Annotated in this window: 30 protein-coding genes and 2 pseudogenes; all 32 read right to left on the bottom strand. The window is 35.8% G+C overall.

Going from position 1 to position 25,769, the window contains the following annotated elements; translation table 11 throughout:
• Positions 1-1,862, bottom strand: a 1,862-nt coding sequence (locus tag RWU19_RS04055) for a BppU family phage baseplate upper protein (protein ID WP_316032186.1), incomplete at its 3' end; no start/stop codon positions are given.
• On the bottom strand, positions 1,862-2,902 hold the full coding sequence (locus RWU19_RS04050; protein WP_316002592.1) for a hypothetical protein: 1,041 nt from the start codon (positions 2,900-2,902) through the stop codon (positions 1,862-1,864). The genes RWU19_RS04050 and RWU19_RS04055, both read right to left, overlap by 1 nt.
• A complete protein-coding gene (locus RWU19_RS04045; RefSeq protein WP_010728723.1) occupies positions 2,903-3,922 on the bottom strand; it encodes a phage tail protein in 1,020 nt (339 codons plus the stop codon).
• Between the two features lie 8 nt (positions 3,923-3,930).
• Positions 3,931-4,758, bottom strand: coding sequence for a phage tail domain-containing protein (locus tag RWU19_RS04040; RefSeq protein WP_316002593.1), 828 nt, complete (start codon positions 4,756-4,758; stop codon positions 3,931-3,933).
• On the bottom strand, positions 4,748-9,790 hold the full coding sequence (locus tag RWU19_RS04035) for a phage tail tape measure protein (RefSeq protein ID WP_316002594.1): 5,043 nt from the start codon (positions 9,788-9,790) through the stop codon (positions 4,748-4,750). The genes RWU19_RS04040 and RWU19_RS04035 overlap by 11 nt, the downstream gene beginning before the upstream one ends.
• A gap of 18 nt (positions 9,791-9,808) precedes the next feature.
• Entirely contained in the window at positions 9,809-10,429 is a 621-nt protein-coding gene (locus RWU19_RS04030) for a Gp15 family bacteriophage protein (RefSeq protein WP_316032185.1), read from the bottom strand.
• 5 nt (positions 10,430-10,434) lie between these two features.
• Positions 10,435-10,863, bottom strand: a complete 429-nt coding sequence (locus RWU19_RS04025; RefSeq protein WP_086310704.1) for a hypothetical protein — start codon at positions 10,861-10,863, stop codon at positions 10,435-10,437.
• Between the two features lie 50 nt (positions 10,864-10,913).
• A complete protein-coding gene (locus tag RWU19_RS04020) occupies positions 10,914-11,168 on the bottom strand; it encodes an immunoglobulin-like domain-containing protein (RefSeq protein WP_316002755.1) in 255 nt (84 codons plus the stop codon).
• 265 nt (positions 11,169-11,433) lie between these two features.
• Positions 11,434-11,691: an Ig domain-containing protein gene (locus RWU19_RS04015; protein ID WP_316002754.1), complete on the bottom strand. Its 258-nt coding sequence runs from the start codon at positions 11,689-11,691 to the stop codon at positions 11,434-11,436.
• Positions 11,691-12,194, bottom strand: a complete 504-nt coding sequence (locus tag RWU19_RS04010; protein WP_045172302.1) for a phage tail tube protein — start codon at positions 12,192-12,194, stop codon at positions 11,691-11,693. The genes RWU19_RS04015 and RWU19_RS04010 overlap by 1 nt, the downstream gene beginning before the upstream one ends.
• Before the next feature lie 50 nt (positions 12,195-12,244).
• Positions 12,245-12,634, bottom strand: coding sequence for a minor capsid protein (locus tag RWU19_RS04005; protein ID WP_316002751.1), 390 nt, complete (start codon positions 12,632-12,634; stop codon positions 12,245-12,247).
• On the bottom strand, positions 12,634-12,984 hold the full coding sequence (locus RWU19_RS04000) for a minor capsid protein (RefSeq protein WP_316002750.1): 351 nt from the start codon (positions 12,982-12,984) through the stop codon (positions 12,634-12,636). The genes RWU19_RS04005 and RWU19_RS04000 overlap by 1 nt, the downstream gene beginning before the upstream one ends.
• Positions 12,984-13,331 (bottom strand): putative minor capsid protein, encoded by a 348-nt coding sequence (locus tag RWU19_RS03995; RefSeq protein WP_316002749.1) that lies wholly within the window; start codon positions 13,329-13,331, stop codon positions 12,984-12,986. Before RWU19_RS03995 ends, RWU19_RS04000 begins: the two co-directional genes overlap by 1 nt.
• Complete coding sequence (locus tag RWU19_RS03990; protein WP_086319410.1) at positions 13,328-13,729, bottom strand: hypothetical protein; 402 nt, start codon at positions 13,727-13,729, stop codon at positions 13,328-13,330. Before RWU19_RS03990 ends, RWU19_RS03995 begins: the two co-directional genes overlap by 4 nt.
• 4 nt (positions 13,730-13,733) lie before the next feature.
• Positions 13,734-14,093 carry a hypothetical protein gene (locus RWU19_RS03985; protein WP_316002748.1) on the bottom strand — a complete coding sequence of 120 codons (360 nt, stop codon included), beginning with the start codon at positions 14,091-14,093 and terminating at the stop codon, positions 13,734-13,736.
• Positions 14,093-14,449 carry a fibronectin type III domain-containing protein gene (locus RWU19_RS03980; RefSeq protein ID WP_172891819.1) on the bottom strand — a complete coding sequence of 119 codons (357 nt, stop codon included), beginning with the start codon at positions 14,447-14,449 and terminating at the stop codon, positions 14,093-14,095. The genes RWU19_RS03985 and RWU19_RS03980 overlap by 1 nt, the downstream gene beginning before the upstream one ends.
• Complete coding sequence (locus RWU19_RS03975; protein ID WP_086319412.1) at positions 14,439-15,401, bottom strand: capsid protein; 963 nt, start codon at positions 15,399-15,401, stop codon at positions 14,439-14,441. Before RWU19_RS03975 ends, RWU19_RS03980 begins: the two co-directional genes overlap by 11 nt.
• Before the next feature lie 19 nt (positions 15,402-15,420).
• The gene (locus RWU19_RS03970) at positions 15,421-15,999 is read right to left on the bottom strand and encodes a phage scaffolding protein (RefSeq protein ID WP_316002747.1); all 579 of its coding nucleotides are present in this window, start codon (positions 15,997-15,999) and stop codon (positions 15,421-15,423) included.
• 85 nt (positions 16,000-16,084) lie between these two features.
• Positions 16,085-17,221, bottom strand: coding sequence for a phage minor capsid protein (locus tag RWU19_RS03965; RefSeq protein ID WP_316002753.1), 1,137 nt, complete (start codon positions 17,219-17,221; stop codon positions 16,085-16,087).
• 1 nt (position 17,222) lies between these two features.
• Complete coding sequence (locus tag RWU19_RS03960; protein WP_316002746.1) at positions 17,223-18,782, bottom strand: phage portal protein; 1,560 nt, start codon at positions 18,780-18,782, stop codon at positions 17,223-17,225.
• On the bottom strand, positions 18,776-20,101 hold the full coding sequence (locus tag RWU19_RS03955; RefSeq protein ID WP_316002745.1) for a PBSX family phage terminase large subunit: 1,326 nt from the start codon (positions 20,099-20,101) through the stop codon (positions 18,776-18,778). Before RWU19_RS03955 ends, RWU19_RS03960 begins: the two co-directional genes overlap by 7 nt.
• The gene (gene terS / locus RWU19_RS03950; protein ID WP_316002744.1) at positions 20,067-20,921 is read right to left on the bottom strand and encodes a phage terminase small subunit; all 855 of its coding nucleotides are present in this window, start codon (positions 20,919-20,921) and stop codon (positions 20,067-20,069) included. Before terS ends, RWU19_RS03955 begins: the two co-directional genes overlap by 35 nt.
• A gap of 45 nt (positions 20,922-20,966) precedes the next feature.
• Entirely contained in the window at positions 20,967-21,173 is a 207-nt protein-coding gene (locus tag RWU19_RS03945) for a hypothetical protein (RefSeq protein ID WP_316002743.1), read from the bottom strand.
• A gap of 139 nt (positions 21,174-21,312) precedes the next feature.
• A complete protein-coding gene (locus tag RWU19_RS03940) occupies positions 21,313-21,942 on the bottom strand; it encodes a formyltransferase family protein (protein ID WP_316002742.1) in 630 nt (209 codons plus the stop codon).
• A 6-nt stretch (positions 21,943-21,948) separates the two neighbouring features.
• Positions 21,949-23,085 (bottom strand): hypothetical protein, encoded by a 1,137-nt coding sequence (locus tag RWU19_RS03935; protein ID WP_316002741.1) that lies wholly within the window; start codon positions 23,083-23,085, stop codon positions 21,949-21,951.
• A 160-nt stretch (positions 23,086-23,245) separates the two neighbouring features.
• Positions 23,246-23,639 (bottom strand): annotated as a pseudogene (locus tag RWU19_RS03930) (ParB N-terminal domain-containing protein); the annotation flags it as partial.
• Between the two features lies 1 nt (position 23,640).
• A complete protein-coding gene (locus RWU19_RS03925; protein WP_316002740.1) occupies positions 23,641-23,871 on the bottom strand; it encodes a hypothetical protein in 231 nt (76 codons plus the stop codon).
• Positions 23,872-23,911: 40 nt separating this feature from the next.
• Positions 23,912-24,175 carry a DUF6275 family protein gene (locus RWU19_RS03920; RefSeq protein WP_316002739.1) on the bottom strand — a complete coding sequence of 88 codons (264 nt, stop codon included), beginning with the start codon at positions 24,173-24,175 and terminating at the stop codon, positions 23,912-23,914.
• Positions 24,168-24,353, bottom strand: coding sequence for a hypothetical protein (locus RWU19_RS03915; RefSeq protein ID WP_316002738.1), 186 nt, complete (start codon positions 24,351-24,353; stop codon positions 24,168-24,170). The genes RWU19_RS03920 and RWU19_RS03915 overlap by 8 nt, the downstream gene beginning before the upstream one ends.
• Positions 24,354-24,402: 49 nt before the next feature.
• On the bottom strand, positions 24,403-24,780 hold the full coding sequence (locus RWU19_RS03910; protein WP_316002737.1) for a hypothetical protein: 378 nt from the start codon (positions 24,778-24,780) through the stop codon (positions 24,403-24,405).
• Positions 24,781-24,808: 28 nt separating this feature from the next.
• Positions 24,809-24,991: a hypothetical protein gene (locus tag RWU19_RS03905; RefSeq protein WP_316002736.1), complete on the bottom strand. Its 183-nt coding sequence runs from the start codon at positions 24,989-24,991 to the stop codon at positions 24,809-24,811.
• A 626-nt stretch (positions 24,992-25,617) separates the two neighbouring features.
• Positions 25,618-25,769: pseudogene (locus RWU19_RS03900) on the bottom strand (ArpU family transcriptional regulator); the annotation flags it as partial.

Here is a 25,769-nt window from a genome sequence, read left to right as displayed (position 1 = left end):
GTCTTCGTTAACTCTTTACCAGTTCCATACCAGGCTTCAAACGGAAGTGCGTTATCAACCAATACTGGTATTTGGTTTACCATGGGCGTTTCTAAAAAGTTCTTAGTTCCATCTACAGATTGTGGCTCAGTTAAGCTCACAGAATCATTCAAGCCTTTTTCAGTATATTCAGGTGTGACATCCCAGCTGTAGTCGTTCGGATTGTTGCTGTCTTTCAATCCTTCACCGAAGTATTTAAATTGACTGATATTAGGGGTTCGGGTGTCGCCTTTTTCAATCTTGAGCCAGTCAATTTGACATGCGCCAACGGTTTCTTTGGGTTGTTGATAAATTGTCAGATTTGATGGATATGGTTCATAAATTTCTGAGACTGTGAATGTTAATTGCCAGACATCAGTTAAACCTTCCACAGGTATCATGTCACCGTATTTAATCATTCCGTGATCATATACTCTAAACGCTTGACTAGCTGGTTTACTAGCTTTCATTGTAAGGGTATATGTTTGACCTACGACAAATGGTTCAATCATAGTTCCGAGATATATTTGATTGTTGCTAGTTTTAATAGGAAACACTTTTGCTGGATCAGCAATATTCTCTTCTAAAGCTACCTTACTCAAGCAATACGGAGCATCGAACAAATTTGGCTGATAGGGTGTATTTTTTGATGTAGCAGAGTCCACTTTTTCTAATTTAATATCGTAACCAATGCAATACTTGCCCACTGTATCTTCAGGGAAATACCACTGTAAATATGGTGCAAAGTTGCCATCCGTTAAATCAGCTGGTACGGTAAATGTTTTGCTAGTACGTACGAATTTATCATTACTATCAGCAGTAGGATACAATACTACTGGTCTAACACTATCGGGTTTAGGTGTAGTAGTGTACACAGTATAATATAATGGACATTTCCCTGTGACCATTCCATCACTAACCATAATACTAGCGCTTAAATTATAAGTGGCACCTTTTTCTAAACGTGTGATAAGTGGTAGAAAAACATTCCTAGAAGTTCCTGCGGCAGATGGATCACTCATATCAACTTCAAAATAAGTTCCATGGTCTTTGACGTATGCTGGTGGCGGTTGGATACTGGAATTTGTTCTACTTAGCTGAGAATAATCTATTACTGGCAACAAATTCGGATTCCCCGAATAATCATAGTCCCCGAAGTCGATGCTGTTACTGTACATCTTTTTCAGCTTGCCGAGATCGCCGATTTGCTGATTGGTTTGATCAATACGATCATTCGCTTTATCAATATTAGTATTGAGAGTTGCGACATCTTGATTGGCTTTCGTGATTTTATCGTTTGTGTCTTTCAGTTTCGCATCAATCTGCGTTTCGGATTCCGCAATTTTCTGATCAATTTCTTGCTTTCCATCAGCTAGAATTTTTTCGATTTTATCGATTGTCTGGCTAAAACCATTGAAATAATAGTCTTCTAGTTCTGGCGTACTATCATCAATTGGACTGCGTTTGATGTAAAAAGTAAAACGACCAGCCGTGTCTAACGACTGATCATTTGGGAAATCAATATAGATACTTCCATCTACTCTTCCTTGGTATCCTAAAATATTATCTTCTAAAACGATAGACACAATGCCATTCAAACGATCTTCAATGGTGGCAAGATAGTCATGTTTACCATAACCACCTTCTGCTGTTGCAGATTTAAATATCAGACGAATAGGAACCGTAGTTCCTTCTGGTAAGCTTTGAGGAAATCCATTTTTCTGCAATTTGAAGCGAAGCTTGGCTGTGCCTCGATCATGCGACCAAAAAACTACACCAGTTGAAATAGGTTTAATCGCTTCTGCTTGGATAATAATAATGGACTCATTGGTTTTATAAATCATCAGGACAACACCTGCCCTTTCGCGATGATCAAACCTGAATTAACAATTTGATGACGTGTAGTAGCGAAGGCCATAGTTTTAGACATGCCATCACGCATCGTAGCATTGTTTGCTACCATCCCAATATTATTGTTTTTTCCGTTGTTTAAAGAAGAAGCAAGTACATCAGCCAAAAGATCTGAGTGAATAACTGTATTTTGATTTTCAAAATAAGAATTATAGATATGACATTTTGCTGAATTTGCTTTTACTGCTACATGATCTTTATTTGATTTCGTGTCCTCTTTACAAGTGACACATGCAACTGCTAAATAGCCACTATTCTCAATATAAAAAGTGGAACTAGTATTTGCTTGATCTACCCCTTGCAAGCCGTAGACACGAAAATAACCAGAACAATAACTAAATGAAATATGTCTGACTTTTACAGACCTATCTACACCTGTTGTATAACCGGTATCGTCTACATTGTTCTTAGGACGAATATGAATTTGAGAAGCATTTATATTTTTGACCACTACATCCTCTAAATAGACCCCATCATCAATCCAAATTGTCACCACCTGAGTGGAGATTAATGGAATTTGATTGACTGCCGTTTGTATTGTTGCAAAAGGTTTCTCTTCTGTTCCATCACCTGCCTGGTCACTACCTTTTTCTGCTGATACATATAAATCGAGATTATTATTACTGCCGCCAATTATTGTCTCTACGCTAGTATTCAACTGATTCACTTGCTCAGCTGTTGCGTTCTGCCGATCATTTAATGTTGTTATTTCAGATTCTTGTTTCGTTTCAGCTGCAAGAAGTCTTCCTTGTAATGTTTCGAAGGTTGTACCTTCACTATTAACCCTGGCATCAACAACTTCGTTCGGTGAATCGCCGCCTGAATGAAGCACAAGATTATCAATACGACTGTTCGTTACTTTGTCTTGGTCAGACAATTTCTTTTCAAGATTGTTCAGATAATCAACGTTTTTATTGAATGTTTCTTTCCATTTTAAAGCGATATTATTCGATAATAGTTTAACAAGCCCCATCTACATCAGTCCTTTCTTAGCAAGATTCGCCAGTATTGAAGTGATTGTTTTCTTGGTATTTGATAATACAATCTCTGGCGCTTTATTAGGGATAGCTGGATAATCAGTAATTCCCACAACTTGAATGTAGGTACTTATATTCAAAGGTTCATAAACAAAAAGGACCTTATCCCCTTTGTTAAGAGATACGGCCCATTTTAGTGTTACGGATCCTGAAACATCTGGATAGTCGTGTAACTGCTGTTTTAGATATTCAATCATATTATTTTGAATAGTGTAACGTTCGTCTTCTATTGGGTCTTGTATCCTGATTCCCCATTTCTGTGATTCGGGACTAGTATAAGTAACTGGATTAAAATAATATGAGTCATCTTCTTTTTTCTTACCAAATCCTTTAATTTGTGTTTTCAAAGCATAAGTATCAATATCAAACGACACTTCATCCGTATTATATTTATATCGGATTTGTTGTTCGGTTATATTTCCATATTCTGAAATGGGATAAAATACTAAGTGCTTATTGTTTGGTATCACAACGGCACCGTAATCTTCCAAAATTTCATTAATAAGATTTAAATAATTATCATTTCCAAAGTTCTCCTGTTCCTTTTTTAAAAATACATTGTTGGGATCTACAACTTCCCAACTAAATCCTCGGTTTCCAGCTTTAAAAATATGAGTCAAAAGATCATTGATTGATTTTGTTCCAGATATAGTGTCATATTGCCATCCATCTTGAATAGTGTAATAAACATGAGTTGCTACTACATCTTTATAGATTTGGCTACCAGAAGCATATGGTCTCATCTGCTTGATTGAATACTGCTGACCATCAAATACAACATAGTTTTCATAGTCAATTAAATCAAAAGCTATTTGATTCCTTTTTGTTTCTGGTACAGTCACAGATAACTCCCACGTTTCATTTTGTTGCCACGAGACAGAAAAAGAATCCTTATCGTAGTTAATAAGGATTTCCTCTTTCGTTTCTTCATAATTACGTATTAATATGTTTTTCAAAGTATCACCTACTTATACAAGAAACGGAAATCCCAAGAAGATTTCACTCTAGTAATATTTTGAATTTCGATTTCATTGACCCCTTCAGCTAAAGTGATTAGTCCATGGTTTGTATCAATACCACAGCTTACACCATTCAATTTGGGGTATACACCATCCAAAACTAACGTCTGCCCTAAATTAGTTGAGAGAGAAGGATAATAAATGAAACGATCGCCTGTGGTCTTGTTGAAAATAGTCACATTTCCTTCTGATTCTCCTTCTAGGGTAATACGTAAATCTGACTCTCTCGGATCAATTTCAAAACTGCCAGCATTAAAAATCTTAAAGAAACTAGTATTGTGCGTATAAATAAAGTCTTCAGAAACTAGACCTTGAGAAAACTGCCAATCCTCATCCAAACTGAAATCAGATAAAGTCGTTGCAATTGATTCAGAATATCCTTTATAGGCGGAAAATGATACAACACAATTTCCTTTAAAATATGCCTTTTTGGTTATAGTCATACTCTCAACGATCACTGGAAATCTTTTACCAGGTTCTTTCGTATAGATAAAGTAGTATTCAGCTTCTTTATTAAATAGTTCTCTCAATTCTGTTTCAGTCAAAATAAGATCATTTAGATTGTCTGCAAAATAATCAAATTCAAAAGTAATAGGAAAAGAATCAAATGAGTGTGTCAGAAGCTTTTGTCCTACTGAACCTGCATAAGAAGAAAATTCGTTTTTCGGTACAGGCATACCAATATTAATATCAATGATCTTGATTCGATAATTTGCTAGTAAGTCAAATTTACCTGTACTAAATTGAAGAAATACTGATGTTTTATCTTCCATTAAAATTCTTTCCTCTCGCATATAGTTTTCTTGCTAATGATGAACCAGTATATTCATCTACACTTTTGCTGACTTTCTTACCGTCTAGATGACTAATTACCTTAACTGGACGATTATTCAAAGCTTGAGACAGCTTCTGAAGTGAACTTTCTGAAATTTCGCTTGTTAAAAATCCACTCGAATTGCTTGATACATTATTTGCTGAAGCAGGTCTAAATTGTTCCCTCGAGCGGATTGCTTTTATAATCAAGTCATCTGCAGAAGGTTTAGCAGGATTTATCATAAATTCTTTTGGATAAGCAGGGTCTTCTCCAATCCATGCTAATTCAGGACCATTTATTTCTCCACCGTCAGCATAACCATGCCCCATTCCGATATTTGCAAAGAAGCCAGCACCTGTTCCATATCGAGCCATAATATATCTTAAGCCGGCTAGGATATTATCATATCCATTAAAAATATTGCCATGACCTGGCATCTTATAAGCATTGAAAGTAGCACTAATTGTTTGCATCAATCCCTTTGCTAAGTCTCCAGTAATGGTATTAATATCTGTATAACCACCTTGAACAGCTTTCTCATTTCCGCCTGATTCTGTTTGAATCTGACTAATGATTCTGTCTATATGCCCTTTATCCGTTGGAAATCCGACCATTTTTGCGGCTTCAATTACTTGGCTTCGCCATCTTTCTGCCCCCGAACCAGCTGGAGAACTACCGCCTCCTGCTTTGAAAATATCTCCTGATCCTAATTTACCAGTGATATGCAAATGGTCGTAATGATCATTATCTGGCCATGGTTCCCATGAACCAGTTGCTGGTTGACCTGATTGTCCAGTTCTATCACGCACTTTTCCCTGTGTGATAACATATCCAACTTTATCAGCAAAATTCTCAAATACCCAGTTTGCAGGATCAAAATATTTGCTTGAACCATTCATACTTGATGGATAAGCAATATCAATCGCTTGATGCTTCCCATGCCAATATGGATCTCCTGGTCGGTAACCTGAAGTAATCCCGCTCATACCGAATTTCCTAACGGCTTGGTTTGCAATATCTACTAAATATTTATAGACATTATCTGCCATTGCACCATCGAAACTGCCGCCTCCATTTTCTTCATTAAACTTATCAAAGAAGTTTTGTGCGTATTCGATAATCTTATCTTTTATATTAGAGATACCACCTGCAGCAACCTTATATTCAGCTGAATCACCAAGGTTATCTAAAAAGTCAGAGACACCAAGTTTATCAGCAATCGTATCATAAGCTTTGCCGGCACCATCTGAAACGAAAGACCATACATCTTTAGCTTTATCTTTAACCCAATCAAACATATTCGTGATAGTACCCCAGACACCGTCTTTGTGTGCGGGTAGCCCCTTTGTCATTGCCAAGAATTCTTTAGACATATGGTGGGGTAAAATTGAAGTACCAGCTTGCAGAGGACGAATTTCTGGACCGCTAACACCAACAGGGAAAATACCTTTAGATGGATGATGAGCAAGCTCGAATCCTTCTTCCCCAACCAGAGCAATTTCGTCTTCGGTCAATCCACTAGAACCTTTTGCATGTGCACCAAATTTAAACTTAATAAGGTCGTTTCCCCAATCTTTGTTCAATGCATGTATCAAATGACCGATACCATGTGCGACCCCTTCAACAATGGAACCTAAATTCGTTTTTAATTTATCCCATGCTCCTTTGACATCGCCAGTTTCAGTGTCAACTGCTCCTTTATGTTCCCCAGCTTGTTTAGTTGCTTCGTCTACAACATTTTTATGTGTATCTCGAGCTTGTTTAACAATAGCATCTCGTTGGTCTTTTGCCGTCTTTTGGGTGGAATTGTACGTGTCATTTGCTTTCTTTACTATGTCATCATGTTGTTTCTTACTGATAGAATGATTATCATAATATTCTCTATCAGCAGCATCTACAACTTCGTTCCTTTTTTTCTCTGCTGAATTGACTGTTTCTTTATATGCTTTATTAGCAGCATTAATTTGGGCATCACGTTCTTTAGCGGAAGTTTGAATAATTTCTTTCATTTTCTCACGTGAAATACGTTTAGTATTCTTTTTCAAATCGTCTAAAAGATCAAGTTGTTTTCCTTTGGAAACTTTCAAATCTGATATAACCATTTTATTGGTGTTTTCAGATAAAATAGTCATTTTTTCTTCATGACCTTTTCTAGCTTTAAGAAGTTCTTTATTCCGCTCTTTTTCAATTTGAGCTGTAACCTGTTTTTCCTGCTCCTTGTATTTTTTACTGTTCTTGCCATAGGTTTTTGCAGAAGCGCTTAACTGTTCATTTTTCTTTTTATCCCATTTGTTATTGATTGCAATAACTTCTTTATTGTATCGTTCGTTTTCTTGAGACATTTGTTTCAAATTATCTTTTAAATTTTTCTTTTGTGTATTGTTCTTCCTTTTGTCTTCCTTTAAAAATTTATTATATTCTTCTTTGGTTATATCGCCGTTTTTTAACAAGGTATCTAAATCATGTTTAGAATTCTTTTCTTTCTGCCGAAAATATTTATCGGTTGCAGAAGAAAGTTTTTCGTACGATTTTTCAGCAGCCTTGGTATCTTTCATAAGTTGTTCTAACTCTGATTTGTATGTCTTGAAAAATTTCTTTTTGCTTGGATCACCCTCAAAAATATCATTTAGGTCTATTTTTTTCTCTTTTAGTCCTTTTTCGATTTGTTTTCCTAGTTTTTTGCCGATTTCAGTACCGCTTATTGACCCAACGGCAGCACCGATTGCTCCACCAATTCCTGTTCCTATTCCAGGTACTACCGAACCAATAGCAGCACCTGCAGTTGCACCGCCAGCAGTTCCACCTAAAGAACCACCAAAGCCGCCCAATTTTGTGCCAATGCTACCTTTTCCAAAAAGCTCAGCTGCACTACTAAGAATATCAATGTATGGGACAATTTTAGCAATCTTACCGATACCACTTATAAGTTTCAAAGAGCCTGATTTTCCAAAGCTTCCCAATTTACTTAGAACACCAGTCTTGGCTACGTCTTCAACAGCTTCAGACGCTGCTTTAGCGCCACCTTTTGGAAGAACATCTTCAATGATATCTTCTCCAGCTGTAGCAATACTTTTTCCCCCAGACTTTTTGCTAAGGGAAAAACCCCCTCCGCTCAAAAAATCAGTGACCTTTTCGACAGCTGTTAATTCTAATAAGGTTTTTCTAGCTTCTTTTAACATGGTTATGAATTCATAGCCTTTTTTAACAGCAAACATCACGACTAATGCTTTTCCGAACAACTCTATTTCATCTTTATGTTTTGCTATTTTTCCTATGATTTCATTTATAGCGCCTAGTGGATCTTTTAATGCTTTAGATTTATCATCAACCAATCCAAAAAGATCAGCGATATCAAAAAATAATTTTTTACCCTCTTCCCATGCACCTGAGAGAAAAGTTTTCCCTATTTCTTTGACATTTTCACCAATCTCTACTAAATCATCACTATGATTAGTTAAATAGGAGAAAGTTTTATCTAAAACGTTATATACATCACCGAAAACATTCTTTCCAGTATTAGATAGCTTAGGGAGTTTTTTTTCTGCTAAATCAAGAAGTTTGTTGCCCATAGGTGTCAGCTCGTCAGTGATTTTTCGAATATCACTTCTCAAACGTACACTGAAAGTTTGTTCTGTATTTTCTTTTGTTTTTTTAGCTGTTCCAGATACATTATCGAATGTATCATTTACATTTCCTAAACTTTCAATTACTTTCATTGCGTTATCTTCACCAAGTGCTGACCAAATCGTTGATGCTGTTGTTAATTTTTCTTGCTGATTTTTTGTATTTTTTAGATCACTAATGATATTTTGAAAAACATCGCTAGCAGTTGCCTTTCCATTCTTAAACTCTTTAAATATTTTTTGCGTACCTTTAGAAAAGCTTCCCAAGTTCTCTTCGATGCGACCGTCATTCAAAGAAATAGTAAACTCTTTAACAAAATCGTTTACTTTATCTAGATTGTAAGCCCCTGATTTTAGCCCATTATCTAAAATAGAAAACATACTTTTGGCATCGAAACCTGCTTGTGACCAAATTTGTCCATATTCTGCTAGGTTATCACCTAGTTCGTCAGTTTTATCTAGACCAACTTGTGCGCCTTTAACCATGTAATCAAAAGCTTCATCAGAAGACATACCAAAATTTGTCATCAAGGAATTAATACCCCTTAACGATTCATTTAAATCCATACCAAACTGATCTTGTAAAATAGACGCATATTGAGATATTTCTTTTAACTTATCTGCTGGCATATCACCAAGTTGTGTATTCACTGAACCCACTATTTCAACAGCTTCGTCCATTGATTCTACAAAACCAGTATTATAAAAATCATTAATAACATCACGATATTTGTTAGTTTGATCCGCATTTAATCCCAATGTATTAGTCAATTTATTACTAGCATCTTGAAGATCAGTGACACGATCAATGACGTTGAAAGATGATTCTTTAAAAGCATCGAATCCTTTTGAAGCTTGTTCACCTATAAAAGTACCTGCAATAATTTCTTGCAAATTAGAAAACCCTTCTGATGCTCCATCTGTAGTTTCTTCTAATTTTTCAATGTTCCTAACCGCTGAACTTGTATCTGCTTCTACTCTTGTTTCAGTTTTAGAAGGAATACTAACTAGGTCATCTTCTAGAATTTTAAGTTCTTGGTCATCAACTTGAGCGGATACTTTTGTACTTATTTTTTCAGGAATGTCTTCCAAATTACCTTTTACTTTCTCGATATCTTTCAACAATTCGTTATCGTCTAAAATGACTTTTGTTTCGGTCTTCTTTCCAATTGTTTCATCAATCTTTTGTTTTGTTTCTTCTGCTTGTTTTTGAATTTTATCTGTTCCTTGCTTAAAAGATTCATCCATTTTATCACCAGTATTAATACCTAATCGTGATAAAATATCATTAATTAAAGAAACATCATTTTTGAACTTTGGCAAATTTGAGAGCATAACATCAATATTTATCGTCGCATCTGCAGACATTCTTTAATTACCTCCTTTCTACTTTTTTGCTTGAGCAGCTAGCATTTCAAAGATACTTCCTAGCTGATCATCTAAATTATTTACTGTTTTTTCTGAGTCGAGGGCATAATATCCTTGTAATTCTAATAGATTCGTAAGCGCCTCGCCTTCTAATCCATTAATACTTCTAGAACGAATAGATAAAATTCGTTGAAAATGAGTATTTTCGCTTAATCCAAATAAAAGAGTTTTAAACGTGATGAAGTGCATTCGCCCTTTTTCTTTTAATAAATCGATGCCGTAATCCGCTAAAAATGAAGAATAGATCGCTCCAGCATCTTGAGAATAAGAATAAAGTTTTTCTGGCACAGTATCTCCAGACTCCTGATCACTATCGTTATTTCCATATGGACTTTTTTGTATATAATTGCTTATTTCTTCGATTGCTGATTGCTTCTGTTCAAAAGTAAAATTACTAACTGGAGATTTATTGTCAAAATAAAATAAATCAAAAGCTTTATTAATTTTTTCAAACGATCTTAAATTTTTATCTTCCAACAATTCATAGAATTTAATTACTACATCAAACGAAAGATCAAATTTATATTCTTCTCCTTCAATGATTAGTGTGTTTTCTAAATCCTCAACCAAATCAAACATTTAACTCACTTCTTTTTATGTTTGTTTTTATAATATTTATCGGCGGTCTTTTTTCTTTCGACCATAATATTTCTAAATTCTTCCTGCAATAAATTAATAATTACAAATAAAGCTTTGGTACTACAGTTATAGTGTTGATAAATTCGATTTCCTTCGCCTTTTCCTAAAATTTGATCAAGTGTTTCAATAGATTGATCTCGCATATTTACTGTTTCTTTTTGTACAAACTTCTTGTACTTCTCACTGCCGGCATCTTCTATTTTTTCCACACGTTCTTGCATCGTTTCTAACTGAGCAGGAATCTCAATATTGAGATTTGTTAATATTTGATCGATTTCGTCAGAAATCACAACAGTATATTTTTTCCCTGCAATTTGAATATTTTTCTCTAAAGATAATTTTGCATCTAAGTCAATTACATTGTTAATTGCCATTGTTTTTCCTCCTAAAAAAGAAGGATGATTTGTCTCATCCTTCTTTCACTTTATTCTTGTTTGATTGGTACATCTGCTTGATCTAGTTCTTTATCGTCTTTGTCAGCAATGTAGACTTTCACGGCATCTGTAGCTTTCAAATCTTTCCTGTAATATTCAAAGTTCGGTGGTTGAGCTTGTCCAATAGGCACAGAATAGATTCGCTCGCCATTAATATATAAACCTACTTTTTCCACCAGTGTCCCTTGATATGTACCAGTTACCCATGTACTGGAACCTGGTACATATTCATCTACAGTTAATATTTTGGCTTCGACAATAGCCGTATATTCTTTTTCTGTAACAGCTGACTCTACACCGCTATATATAGCACTTAAGCCGTAAATATGAGAGACACCATCTTTAATATCACTAAATGTCTTTGTGATTTTGCTATCAACGATATATGCTGCACCAGAATCGACATGATCTTTGTATGCTTTTGCTGACGTCGCCCCATCTGGACAGTCCGCAGTTACAGTAACCTGTTTTTTCTCTGCATCATATTCAAACGTCAGATTTTGGGGCGGTTTAGGGTGTCGTAACAGTTAATTCACAATCAGCACTTTTATCTCCATCTACTGTTTTTACAGTAATTGTAGTTGTTCCTGCTTTAACAGCCACAACCTTCCCTTTGGTATCAACCGTAGCTATGGTTGAATCGCTAGATGACCATGTCACATTTTTATTCGTTGCATTTGCTGGTAAAACGGTAGCTGTAAGAGTTTCATTTGCCCCAGTAACAAGCGATAACGTTGTTTTATTAAGCGTTACGCTTGTGGGGCTAATTACTCCCCCGCTTCTTCTAAGACCGGCTTTCCGTTGAATGCTAATGTGAAGCTAAATGTTTGTTTTGCATTTGCAGCACCCCCAAATGGAACGATTGCTGTCATAGTAACAACAGATTGAACTTTATTTCCTTTTGCATCTGTCCAACGTGCAAGCGTACGTAATTCATCGCCAATGGACAAGAAATGTTTTGCCACATAATCTTGTGCAGGATCTCCGAACACTCGGTGTCCTGATAAAGCAAAAGTAATATTTTTACCTGTCACGCTTGAATCAGTGAAACCTTCGCCATCATAATAAGCTGTTGCATCAGTGGTGTCTGCCGCTGCAGGGGTAATAGTACTGATTCCAGCTGCAAGTACAGCAAAATTTGCTTGTTCGATATCATCTAAGCTTGTGTGACCTAAAACATCAATTTCTACTTTATTTTTAAAGTTCAATAGAAATTCCTTGTGTGTATTGTCGCCTGTTTCTCCTGCAAAAAATTGCAACTGCATTTTCATAAATTGCTGTTGATTTGTTTTTGACATATTTTTCATTATGTTTCCTCCTATTATTTGAATTGATGCACGTTTATTTTTATATCTAACAAATAAGTAGATTGCCCCTCATTATCTTGTTCACTTGCAAAAGGAGTATCACTTATTTCTGAACTAATAAATTTAAAACTTTCATTGCTAGATTCTAAGGATGGGAGCTCATCTAAATAATTAGAAATGAGCCACAAAGTATGATTTGCTTTTTCTTGATCTTTTGTATTAAATCCCACTTCAAAAAGCATTTCTCTTTCTTTTGTACCATCAAAATATTCTTCTATTGTTCTACTTCCTGGGAGAGAATAGATACAAAGGGTGTCTTCTCCATCTAGAAATCCAATTACACAAGGCATTGGCATTCCTTCTACTGAATCAATCGAATCAGCTAATCTTTCTAAGAGATCCATTAAAGTTTCCCTCCTTCAACGAAAGCTTTTCGCCATGCATTGATATGCTTAGATTTTGCACGCAAATCCCATCTACTTCCTGTACCAGGAGTTGTGTAATTTTTAATTCGCACAATTTTCCCTGACTTCGTCACTATCAAGCCTCTGAATTGAGCTTTGGCATAAGGAACTGTATAAACGATATGGTTCTCCCGTGCATAAGAATCACTGCGAAGGTGGCCTTGACGTTTTGGAGCATACAAGTTCATATCCATGTGCATCTGATTAGTCATAAAAAAAGTAGCCTTTTGTATGTTCATAACAGACAGTTTTCTATTTATACCGTTTTTTTCTACTTTGATATGCATCATTATAAAACCTCCAATTCATACGAATTAACTTCGTTGCTGAAAGGATTTCGATTATCTACTATAGTCACCAAAGTATAGGCTGTACCTTCAAATATGATTTCTGATCCTACATGTTCCTTTGTAATTTCAGGAAATGGTGCGGATACTCCAGCAAATAAAAAAGCGATAGCGTTAGCTACCACTTTTCTATTATTATTTGAACCACTATAAATTGTTTGAGGTTGAAAAATCATATTTTCAATTGTAATATCAGCATCAAATATCGGCTTTTGCCATTTGTCAGTTCCCTTTTTGCATTTGAAAATAATGGACTGCTTACAATATTCTTTTGGCATTTGTGGAATCATTTATAATCAACTCCCCGATATAGAAGTCCTGTATAAATTAATTCTGCATAGGCTTCTGATGAAACCATTGTTCTACCATATGTGGCTGAACCAACACTAGCACCTTCAATTCGCATTCTTCCAACGCTGACACTAGTTGGTGTACCACTAAGCATTTCTTGTAAGGTTGTTTTCCCACCATTTAAAAACAGATATTCCACTTGGATGGCCATTGCTAATTTAAATTTTTGTACTCTATATTCATTTGAATCTTGAATTAAGTCATTTTTTAAGTAGAAATCAGCAGTCAAACGATTAATCTGACGTTCAGCATATGGTTCTAATTCATCGAAAGTTTTTTGATCAGGAATTTTACTAAAACCTAGCTTTTCATACTCTTCGTACGTTAAATAACTCATAGTTTTAGCCTTTAGCTTCATTCAACAAATCAACAAGTCTAGCAGTCGATGTGTTAGGCGCAAACTCAACGCCTAAGTCAGCTAATTCTTTTTTCAAAGTTTCCCGATCTGGTTCTTCTTTGTTTTCTAATTGCTGAAGTTGTTGTTTCAGTTCCTGAACTTCTTTTTTCAACGCCTTATTTTTATCAAGCAGTGCGTTGTATTGAACCACTGTGTAAGTTTTTCCACCTGTTGCCGATTCTACAATAGTATATTTTTTACCTGATGCATCAAGTTCTACAATATCGTAGCCCTGGGCTTTATAAAATTCTTTGTCCGTATCAGTAAGAACTTCAACGACTCTATTTGCTTTTTTAGCTTTCATTAATTAGATCCTCCCTTGGTTAAAATAATCGGCTCACTCCAAGCTGATCCAAGTTTGTTTTCATTTAAAAACTCAGCTTTTTCTATTTCATTTGAGCCTTCTCCTAGTTCGTTAAAGGTTTGTACGTATAAATAAAATTTGTCCCCTTCAACTAAAGATGGAACATTTTCTGCAGCCAAAGTCCAACTATTAGTTTCACTATAACCCATCATTTTGGCTTTATGTGGATCTGATTCATTAGCGTTTGCGTAATGGATAACATATGATTTTGCCCCTTCCACAGGATCAAAGGAGACAGATACTGATCCATCTCCATTAAATTTACCTGTTGGATTTTGGGGCGCATTAGGGTGCAGATGGTGTTACGACAAATGATACTCCATCCGTTTTTGTTTCAAACAAAATGACATCGTCATATGATTGTTCATAATACAAGTAGTTACCTGCAGTTGAGGCAGATGGTTTATCTAGACCAACAAAGCTGTATTTTTCTGGTGCACACATACAAGGGATATGAATCAACATCATTTGGATTGTTTGTGCAGTTGGATCAGCAACAGCACCAGTAGTAAAATCGTATAGAGTTTTCATGTAAGCAGAAGGAACAGCTGGTTCAATCGTTACTTCATCTAAACGTTTTACTGCTCGATCAATCACGCCGTTATTATTTTGTACTGATAACGTACGTTGTAACCCTTGCGCATTTTTTAAAATAGTGCTGACAGTTGGAGTCACATATAAAGAACGTCCAACAGCTGGAACTGCGGCTTCATCCATATCGGTCATCATTTTATCAAATTGAGTCAAAATATTTTCAGTTGTCAATTCCAGTTCTACGATTCCTTTACCGCCATCTTTTGCTTTCTTCAAAGTGTATAGAGAAGAAAACATTTGTTTGTCTTTTTCAGGAATTTTTTCAAGATCATTATAAGCTTTGGTGATATTGACAATAGATGTTACATAATTCGTTTCATCAATATCTGAAGGGTCTACCAATGTGTCCCAGTAGCGTTCATTTGTTAATTCATAAGTTTCCCATTGATTTTCGTAGTTGGCACTAGCCCCTGTAATCGAACGTCGTGTTCGATCTTTCCGCCCATTTTTAATTAATAGTTTAGGAAGCTTAACAGTTTTTGCCCCTGCCCATTTGATCAGGTTATTTGATGGAGAATTCCACAATTTTTGAGAATATAAAATACCGTTCTCTGAATAACGTTTTTGGAGTCCTTGTTGGTAAGATTCTGCATAGTTTAAAGTTGCATTATCAGCAAACATTTGCAGATTCATTGATAAAATATTTTTATGCATTTTAATTTCCTTCTTTCTTTTATTTAACTAGGTCGCTTGTCATTGCAGCAATCATTTGCGCTGTTTCATCATTAGGAGGGACAGCATTTGACGGATTGCCTTGAAACGTTGCTTTTTTCTGTTCGGGATTTTGTGGCGGTGTTGTTTCTCCTTCAAAGAGATATCCGTCACTTTCCTTCAATGTATTTAATTGTTCGTCTAACCCTTTGATTCCTTCATCTGTTAATTCCAGCTTTTCACTATCAAGTAAAGCTTTGGCAGCCTTGATATTACGAGCCCCTGCTTGAGTAAGAGCTAGTTCGATTGCGGATGTTTTTTTGATTTCGGCAATCTTACTTTCTGAATCAGCTTTTGCTTGATCGTATTTTTCTTGAAGATCTGATAATTGAGTGGTTAGTTCTTCATTTCCTTCTGCTGCTTTTTTCAGGCTATCTAATTCTGTTTGATTGGCATCTAACTGCTCTTTGTATTGATTTACTTGTTGCTCTGCAGCTGCAACATTACTATTCAATTCATTAACAGTGGCTCCATGTAGCGCCATGACTGAGCCAATTTGTTCCTCAGATAAGCCTAGTTCTTTTAATTGTTCTCTTTTCATTTGGTCCTCCTTCGAATATTTAACGTGGCAACGACCACGAGAGTATAAAAAATAAACCTTTTAACGCCATGTTCAGGGCGAAAAATTAAGATTGAATCTCTTCTCTGCTATAATCCCGCATAAGGAAATCATGTTCTTTCACTAATTCTCTAATCTTCCCTTGTTTAAAACGGATCATGTCTTTGCATCTTTTCTGCGTGACTTCATCACCTAAAGATTCTGCAGCAGACAAACGCTTCTTTTGATAACGAATGTCACGCTCTAATCTTCTTTGTTTCTGCTGGATCTCAGCATTTCTTTGTACTTCTTCTGGATCATATTGTGGCTGATTATTTGTATTAACATCTGGTCTACCAGGATAAAGAATATGTTTACAGTTTGTTCCTTGAGTTCCCCAAGGTTCACCATAACCATGATCATAAATAGACGGTAAATGCTGAAATTCTGGTGGTGCTTTGGACTTAGGAACTGTGAGAACCCATCCACCTTGAATATCGGCACAGGCTTTTCTAGCTGATAGATGGCTACTCATTAGAGCAGTTACACAATCAAAATCTTGCATTCTTTTCAGACGTAAATCGTTAAATGTTCGATGCGTTGTGCTTTCAATTACCGTTCTTGAGTATGTTTCAAGAGTCCATTCACGCCCTGCTTTGTCCTTGAATCCTGATTTAATTCCTTCATCCACCATTTTATAGACGTTATCTCTTACGGCTTGTTCATGCGTTTTGAGACCTGTTAAGGTTTCTAGGGTAGATTGTTTAAGAATTGCCTGATAAGCTCTCATAGCTGAGTTCTGGCTGTAATTCGTAGTGATAAGCGTCTGATTTATATTATTATTCAAGTCTAAGAATGTTTGATGTAGGAAAGACTCCAACATCTGATTGACATCATCAGATACCGGCACGCTTTTTTGTACCATTCTTTCCAGTTCCTGATCAATCTCATTGATAATTTGAATGCCATTATCTTTGATAAGCTTTTCTATTTGGCCTTGAGTAGAGTTTGTATAGGAAGCCAGTAGATTAATAACCTTTTTGTTCAAAACGCCCATATAGTTTAATTGCTGTATCTGCCATAACATCACGTTTTCTTTATTCACTTTGGTAAGGTCTTTCTTTAACATCATTTTGATGATTAAATCAAAGATACGATCTTCTAATTCTGAATAAATGTTCGTGATAGCATCCGCTTGGTTTTGCATATTATCTGGAGTAATCAACTCAATCACCTACATCATACATAGCAGCTTGTGCATTTCGTTCATCTGTTCCTGCATCTTGGGAAGGCATTTCCTCTTTCAAGTCATCCAACCATTCTTTTAATTCCTGATCACTTAGATTGTAATTACGGATAAGAAACTGTTTCTTTGGCATCACGCCAGCAACCACAGCTTTTAAATCATCTTCTTGTTGTTTATCTTGATTGACAAAAATACCATCTTCAAAACTGATATCGACTTTATAATCATCGTAATTTAATTCAAACAATGGTTTTCCAGTTGAATTAAGTTCTGCATAACCTGCCAATTCAAAAATCGAATGGACTAATTCATTAATGGCTTTTTCAACCATTGTCAAATAACTAGAGCGTGTTTGATACGTCATTGAGTTATTAGAGACAATTTCAGTTGCTGTTTTTAAACCATCATCAGCGTAGCTCATTGAACCAACTGATAGCCCTACTTGTACCTCAAACTCTTTAATCCAATGATCAATGGCATCTTTATACTGAACTGTTCGTATTGCCGTAGTAATATCTTTTATTCCAGCATTTTCTGCCCCATACATCCCTACAAATACATTTTGATCACTATCAAACATTGGGGGATGGGCTTCATCCGTTTTGAGAAACTCAGCAGGAACCACGACGCGCCTTTGTCCCATTTGTATTTCCCAAGCAAATTGGTCATGAGTATTGTTGATGGTATCTAAAATTTCTTTTGCATTATCAACGATTCCAACGCCTAACGGACTTTCTAGAGATTTATTGTTTGCACCAGGTGTTCTGAAGTAAACAAAAAGAGGACGTCTCAATCCTTCTAAGGTGACTTCCTCTGCTAAATCAGGATATAAAATTTCTAATGGTACTTGTTTACCGACAGAACTTTCCAATTCTGACTTATAAAGCTCATTAGAAATAATGTACTTCCCATCTACCCACTCATGGAATTCTAATAACGTGTAGTAATAATTTGTATCATTTTCTATTTGAACTGACCTAGTAGCAATTGCACATTCGCTGATTTCATTTGTGTTAGAACGCAAGGGATAAAACTGATCAGCTCTGATCCAAGAGATTTTGATTTTATCTCCATCAATATAAGGACGCATAGCAAACCCACCAGAAGCAATTCCTTTTTCAAGATTCAGTTCAAGAAGATTATAAAAATTATTGTTATACAGTGTTTTCGCCAAGAACGTATTTGCTTCTTTTAAACTATCTGATTCTTCATCATCAGGATTCCTTAAAGCAATCTTGCATTTCTCATTAAAAATAATACTCGCTAATCTTCTTGCTGCAGTCTTGGTTACATTCAGCGGATTAAATGGACGTTTATTTTCTTTACCAAAAGAGGTTATATATTTAATTTCTGGGAAATTATTCGCATAATAACGAAAATTTTCAGCGATTCTCTCATATTCATATGGATCAATATCAATTTTAGGATGGTCTGTGATTTTACCAAGTTCTCTGCCATTCAAATTCATATCTATTCGTTTCACTCCTTTCTTAAAAAAGTTTTTGATGCGCTGGATCATACTCATTTTCTCACCTACCATTTCAGTCCTAAATCACTTAGATTATCTTTTACAAAATATTGGAACTGGTCACATGTATGGTCACCAACTTTGATAACTTTTGGATCATCTGACTGTAAAGTATCTTCATCCCATCGATAATCACGATGCTCTTTAATAAATATTTTGTTTGCTTCTGTATCCAAATAAAAAAACCTGCCTTGTGCAAGGAGGTTCTGTACATAATCGATCATATCCACTTTTTTAGCTTTTGCTACTGCGTGAAACTGTATTCCAAAATCTTTATAATATTGGTTCTTCAAAGCCCCTTCAGCTGAGTCAATTGTGATTTTGTAAGCATATTTATTATACTTTGATTGACATCTCTCAATAAAGTTATGCAAATCCTTAGACAGCTCGTCCGGTGCTTTTTTATTTACTTTGCCTTCTGGTGAATAGTAATAAGTATCTAACAGAATGACGTTTCTTTTTCTGGTGATGGCATAACATCCACAAGTAGTGGCTGATATCTGATGCCCACTATCAATGGAGAAATTAATCTGTATAATATAATCATCCTCTGGTAACTCATCAAGTGGATGGAAATGATCCATGTTATAGATGAGCGTACCCAGACCAATCACTTCGCCTAAGTAAAGCCATCTATAGTAATCTTCATCATTTTCTCTATACGTTTCTATCAGCTTTAATTGCTGAGGATCCGTAAAACCTAACTCATCATCTTTATAAGTCGAGTGGTCCACTAAATGATCATCTAGGCGTATGCATTTCTCTACCCATTCATTAACCCAATCATATGGATTCTTGGGTGGATTCCATGAATAGTAAACTTGTACTTGATTTACCCATGGCGACCGTTGACGGATAAAAGTTGCATTCGTCTGGTCAAATACTTCTTCGCTTTCAAAGTTTGCAGCTTCTTCATACCACAAAGCAATGACATCGCCAATTGCATTTGATTTTAGTTTTAAGGGATCATCAACACCATAAAAATAGAACTTAGAACCAGTACGTTTATGAATGATTCGCAAAGGAGAAGTACGAAACTTATATTCTTTTGAAATGCCTAACATTGAAAGTGCCCACTTGATTTGTTCATAAACAGCATCTCTTAAATACTTGTGCTGACTCATCATGCAGACAACATTTACTTTGTGCTTAGCTTGTGTGTGCTTCTTCATTTCTGTTGCTAATTTCAAACTGATAACAGATGATTTAAAAGAGCCACGTCCGCCTTTCATCAAAATATAAGGACACTTTGCGTGCCAAACTTTATAAAAATGCGGGTTAATCAAGTCCGTAGTCTTAATTTGAGTTTGTTTCTTGACCATCAATGCCATTTGAACCAACCTCGCTTTCAACTAACGGAATGTCATCGATAATAACCGTTGATTCAGGCTCATCCTCGCCACCGTTTAATTCTCGTATTTCAGCATTTAGCTTTTCAGCTTGTGCCGTCATTAAAGCAGCACGCTTGCCCTGAACGCTTAATTCTGATAACTGCTTGATAGCTCGTGACAACTGATTGCTGATGCGTGTCAATGAATCTTCAATAGATAAAATATCATCTATCTTTCTACGTATTTTTCTAGTGATTTGAACATCTTGCATCACTTCACGCTTAATCTCAAGCTTTTTACCACCAACATCAAGTGGTGTTTTAATGTTGCGCAGTTGCTGGAGACGTTCAACTTCTTCATCATTTAACCCCGCTTCGGCTTGTTGAATCCTTTTCATCATTCGAAGTTGCCGTATTTTAAGTAGCCGTATTTCTTCAGATAAAGCAAAAGAAGGATCATCATTCAAACTAGAATAGATGTCCTTCTCTTCATCACTTAATGTCTCAAAAAATATCGTTTCATACTCGCCTGTTTTCAAGGCATTTTTATTACCCACTGGCGGAGAGGCTCGGCTATTTCCTTTGTTACCTTTAGCATTTTGATTACCAATAGGAGCGCCACCTTGATTAGTAACGTTACTTTTGCCATTGGTAACGTTACTTTTCAATTCAGCGCTCCACTTGTCTTGCGATTTCCATTTTCTAATTTGAGAATCTGAAACATTTAATTCAGATGCAATTTCCTTTAATTGCTTTTCTCCGTTAGATTCCAACCAAATTTTCTTGGCTTCATCACGTCTTGGATCACGTTTTCTTGCCATTCAATACACACCACCTCACATTCTGTTTAGGTTGAGTTTTGTTTTCTAATTTTCAATATCTTTTAGCATTAAATCAGCTTCAATCAATATTTTTAAATCGGAAACTTTGTCTAACTTGATTTGTCCTGATTGGAGGTTTTTAAGCCATTTCCCTAAAGCTACTCGAATAATTTTTTTATATTCTTCGATTGTTTCTGCTTTTTCCATAGCTTTTTCAATCTCATAATCTAAATCAAAGTTTTCATTTTCCATTGTGTAAGCACCCCGCATTTGATAAAATGCTAAAAGACACAGAGGGTGTCGAAAATCCACGCGTGGGAATTCTCTGTGTCTTCGAAGTGCTTTGGTGCTTCGTTGAAGTAGTCGAGTGTTAGCTGCACTCGGCTTCTTTTTATTCTAGTTGTATAAGTTCATTTCTTACGAGCCTTGGCCTATCAAAGGAGGGTTCCCATGTAGCCAATTTTTCGTCCTGTTCCTCACAAGGCAGTATTCCTCTTTTTTTATCAATTTTATTTACCGTATTTGCAATCATCTCTACACCGATATCAAACAATTTATTCCATAAATCATGGTAATCCCAGTTTTTATCTACAAATAAGAGTTTTCTATCGATTACCGGTCCGCCGTCTGCGACATCGTTTAGATAAAATATAGTTCCTCCAGTAACTTTATCATTCATTTTAATTGTCCACTTAACTGCATCACGTCCTCTATGAAGTGGTAATAAAGAAGGATGAAATCCAATAGCTCCGTACTTAGCTTTAGCAATAATTTTATTGCTCACTATCCAATGAGAATGAGCCGCTACAATTAAATCTGTCTCCTCAGGAATATCATTACTTATTAGCTTTTCGGCTTCGGCTATAATTGGTATCTGATACCTCATAGCTGTACCGACCATTTTATCTTTTTTACTTTCTTGCGGTGCGACAGCCACACCTAAAATATCATGGCCATCATTTACTAGCCTTTTTAAAACAGCTCGACCAAATGACTTTTGACCAGTTATTACTATTTTCATTCAAAATTATCCTTCCAAAATAATTTTAGGAGAATTTTCTCCTCCTACATATTGAAATCCTTGAATCGCCCGAAGGTTACCGCCATATTTACCGTACGTTCCTTTTTTGCCAACCTTTACTTTGTTTCCAGTATCAAAAGTTTTTGCCGACGTCTGGATCCATAAAGGAGACCGCCTCAATACTTGAATCAATTGTGGATGACTCGTATGGAAAACGGACCTATACGGTTTACCAGTTCTTCCCTTTCCTTCTAGATGATATTCCGAAACCCAATTTAAAAATCTCATACCTACTCCTGCGCCTTGCCATTCAGGCATTGTCACAAGCCGTGTAAGTCGATAAAGTTTACTTTGAAACATTGGTGTGGCTACTACATGGCATGCTAGTTCTCCGTTAACTAATCCAACAAAATGATTAGATGCAACGGGTTCCGGCAAATCTAAATAATAATGTGGCTTAAAATATTTCCAGTAACGGGAGTCTGTCTGGATAATTTCAAGTTCAATTTTTGGCATTTGCCTGGGAGCCCCCCTGTGAAACTTATAATCTTTAGTATCTATGATCCAGTCAGGTTGGAGCCAATCCAAGACATCATAGTGCGGAGTTAATAATACTAATTTATTTTGTCCATGGTTTCCTCTTCTCCATGCTTTCTGTAAAGCTTTAGAACCAATAACAGCAACTTGGCGATCTACTACTGAAGTATATTCATCAATAACAGCTTTATTAGGTTTTTCAACCATCAATCTAGCCAATCCTGCTCGAAATTTTTGACCATTTGATAAAGCATTGAAATTTCGCAACCAAGCTGGAACATCACCTAATCCAACATTGGCCAAAGCGCCAGTTACATCATTGAAATCTCCCTTTGGCGCTATACAATCTACAATTGGTTTATTATCTTCCCATCCTTCGTATAAATCAGTAATGCCACAATCATCAAAAATCAAACTACCTAGTGATGTTTTACCACTGCCACTCGGACCAACTATTACTCCGATTGTCCATTCACCGGATAGATCCACTTCTATGTCAAAATTAAATTCTGAACCATTTTCAGCATTGAAAAGTGATTTAACTCTCGCAGCACGATAACTATTGAAATCTTTAGTCGAATTCCTGACTTGCAATATTTTACTCATAGATTAACCACCTTCACTGAAAAACCTCGTTCTGTTAGCTCTTCAAATAAACTGGATTGTTCTTTTTCGTCCCTCACTAAAACGTTCAAAGCAAAAGTTTCTACAGGCATAACTTCATCCGGTAGTCCGTCATATATATCTGCTTCTCCCTCAATATAATCGGTTAATAAACTGGATAATTCTTCTTCATTAAATCCAGTTAATCCTAGATCTTCGATTTCTATACTTTTTAACAGCTCAGTTAATTTTTCATCATCCCAATGACCAGAAATCTTATTGAGAGCCACATTGAGAGCTTTTTCCTTATGAAGAGGTAAATCTACCACTGATACCTCTATCTCTTCGCACAGCCCTAAATCTTTAGCCACAGCAACACGCTGATGACCTCCGACAAGGTTTCCTGTACGTTTGTTAAAAATTGGCGGATCAATAAAACCAAACTCAGTAATGGATTGCTTTAATTTTTCGTATTCATCCATTCCTGGAATAAGCTCGACTCTCGGATTATAATCAGCAGGTTTCAAATCTGCCAACTTCATTATTTCGATTTGCATTCTAATCCCTCAAATTCTTGTTAATATTATTTTGAATGTTTGATTCATCAAAGAAACCATGACCGCAATAAATAAGTTTGCATTTATCAATTTCTTTTGGCGTAGCTTCTCTTGTCATTTCAACAATGGAGTACTTCTTTTTAATTTGGACTGATTGTACAACCCTCACTGGATCATCATTATTTGGATGCGGGTATTTATTTGTTAGTGATACATACCAGTAATTTCTCATTATGCAGCCTCCTTTATGTAAAGAAAAAGCCTAGCGTGTGCTAGACTTTAATCGCTTTGTTTTCCCATTTTTTGTAAGCATCAAAATAGATTTCTGATTTATCACCGTTATACGTTAGCTCATAATACATTCCGTCTGAAACAGTAGTGCTCAATAATGCTTTATTGTTTTGGAGTGTTTTACATGACCATACAACAAATACATTGTCCATCGTAATCTGCGTTTGATCTGTTTTATCAAAGTTTTCATTTGCATAGTCAGCTACCAGTTTTTTGCATTTGGCAATAAATTTTTCATTATCCATTTTGTACCTCCGTAAGCGCATAACCAGCTGTTGATGTATTGTTAAATGTAGCTGAACGAGTAACTCCCGTAGCCTTTCCAGTATAAATAAAACTAAATCCTGTTGTTGTTGGCTTAAAATTCTCCACTTCATAAAAATGATATGTTTGTCCGTTATTAGTAAATACAATCAATTCCATTTTTCAAAATCCTCTCTTTTAAAATAAAAAGACCACTTCATTAGTGATCTTATTTAACTAATTTATCAATGTATTTTTTCATCTTACGTTGATCTGTTTTGCTTAGCTGTTTGATTTTTCTTTTTAAATCTGCAAGATTATCTTTTTTATTTTTGTGATGAGTATGCACGATTGGCGCGTGCACATTTGATTTTTTACTAGTTTTCAAGCTTGGTTCACTCTCTTTCGCAACGTGCGTGCTTCCTTTAGACGTTGTTGCGTGTTCAGATGGATGCGAACTAGAATGCGCATGAGAACTAATATGTGGTGAACTATGAACAGAAGCATGCGATGAAACATGCGGAGAGACATGTGGTGATACATGCACAGATGCATGGGCAAATCCTAATACGGCGATTGGTAAAGTAATGATAGATAATAATTTCATATTTTCCTCCTTAAAATAAAAAGACCACTCACTCAAAGTAAAGTGGCATTAACTCGTTACTCACTTTAAATTCAATCGTTTTTTGTTTCTTTCCATCTTGATATGTTCGACTTAGCGTAGAGTATTTACCTGTCTTGTTTTTGAGTTGAAGTTCCATGCCTTTTTTGCAATACACGATTCCATTGAGTACTAAATCAACCAATGCTAACACAAACATTCCCCCCTTATATATAAATAAAAAGACCACTCAAAGAGTGATCTAATATGTATAAAGCAACCTACACGCAGACAAGTCTAATACTTCCTGCGCCTACCCACTTCCTCAATACCTCGGTTGCTAGCGGTTTTACTGACAGGCAGTTATGGATTACCGCAAACCCAAAGTCACTGGCAAGGAATCGAACCTTGCATACGGTCTTTTTCTTCACGATTTGAGTATAATGTTCTCCAACTGAAGCCACTTTTTCGGCACGTAGTCTCGACTCTCGTATGACCGCCAACCGTTAACTGTTGCATCCTCGTGAATTTGTATTTGCGTCTACCCTTTCCGCCACAGTGACATAATAACAATAGACAGCAACGGATGATAGATAATAAGAACAATTTAGAAGGAGTTGAAATTCACATCCTTATTATTAATATTTCCGCTGCTGTCTATCGAAGCTTAATTAAACGATGAGGGAGATTTCCTCCCTTACATTTTATTTTGTCGATCCTATTTCCTAATCTTTCGACACTATCATAATACATCATTGAACAGGTAATTGATTGGTATAAAAAAGGTATAAAAAAGAAACCAAATGGGTAATAAAAGGGTATAAAAAGTGTAAAAACTGGCTACTTAAAAGCAACCAGTTCTAACGCTGAAGCAAATTGGATGATAATCTTGTTTGATTCTAGTTTGACAGATTCTTCACTAGTATTATTTCTTTGAGCAGTTACATAAATCGACAGACCATTGATGTAACGATCATAAAAAATTTTTTTAC

Origin of the sequence: Enterococcus sp. 2STP (genome assembly GCF_032465635.1) — a bacterium.
In the GTDB taxonomy this organism is placed as follows: Bacteria; Bacillota; Bacilli; order Lactobacillales; family Enterococcaceae; genus Enterococcus_B; species Enterococcus_B lactis.
Note: the sequence above shows the minus strand (reverse complement) of the source record. Positions and strands in the feature narration are given on the sequence as shown.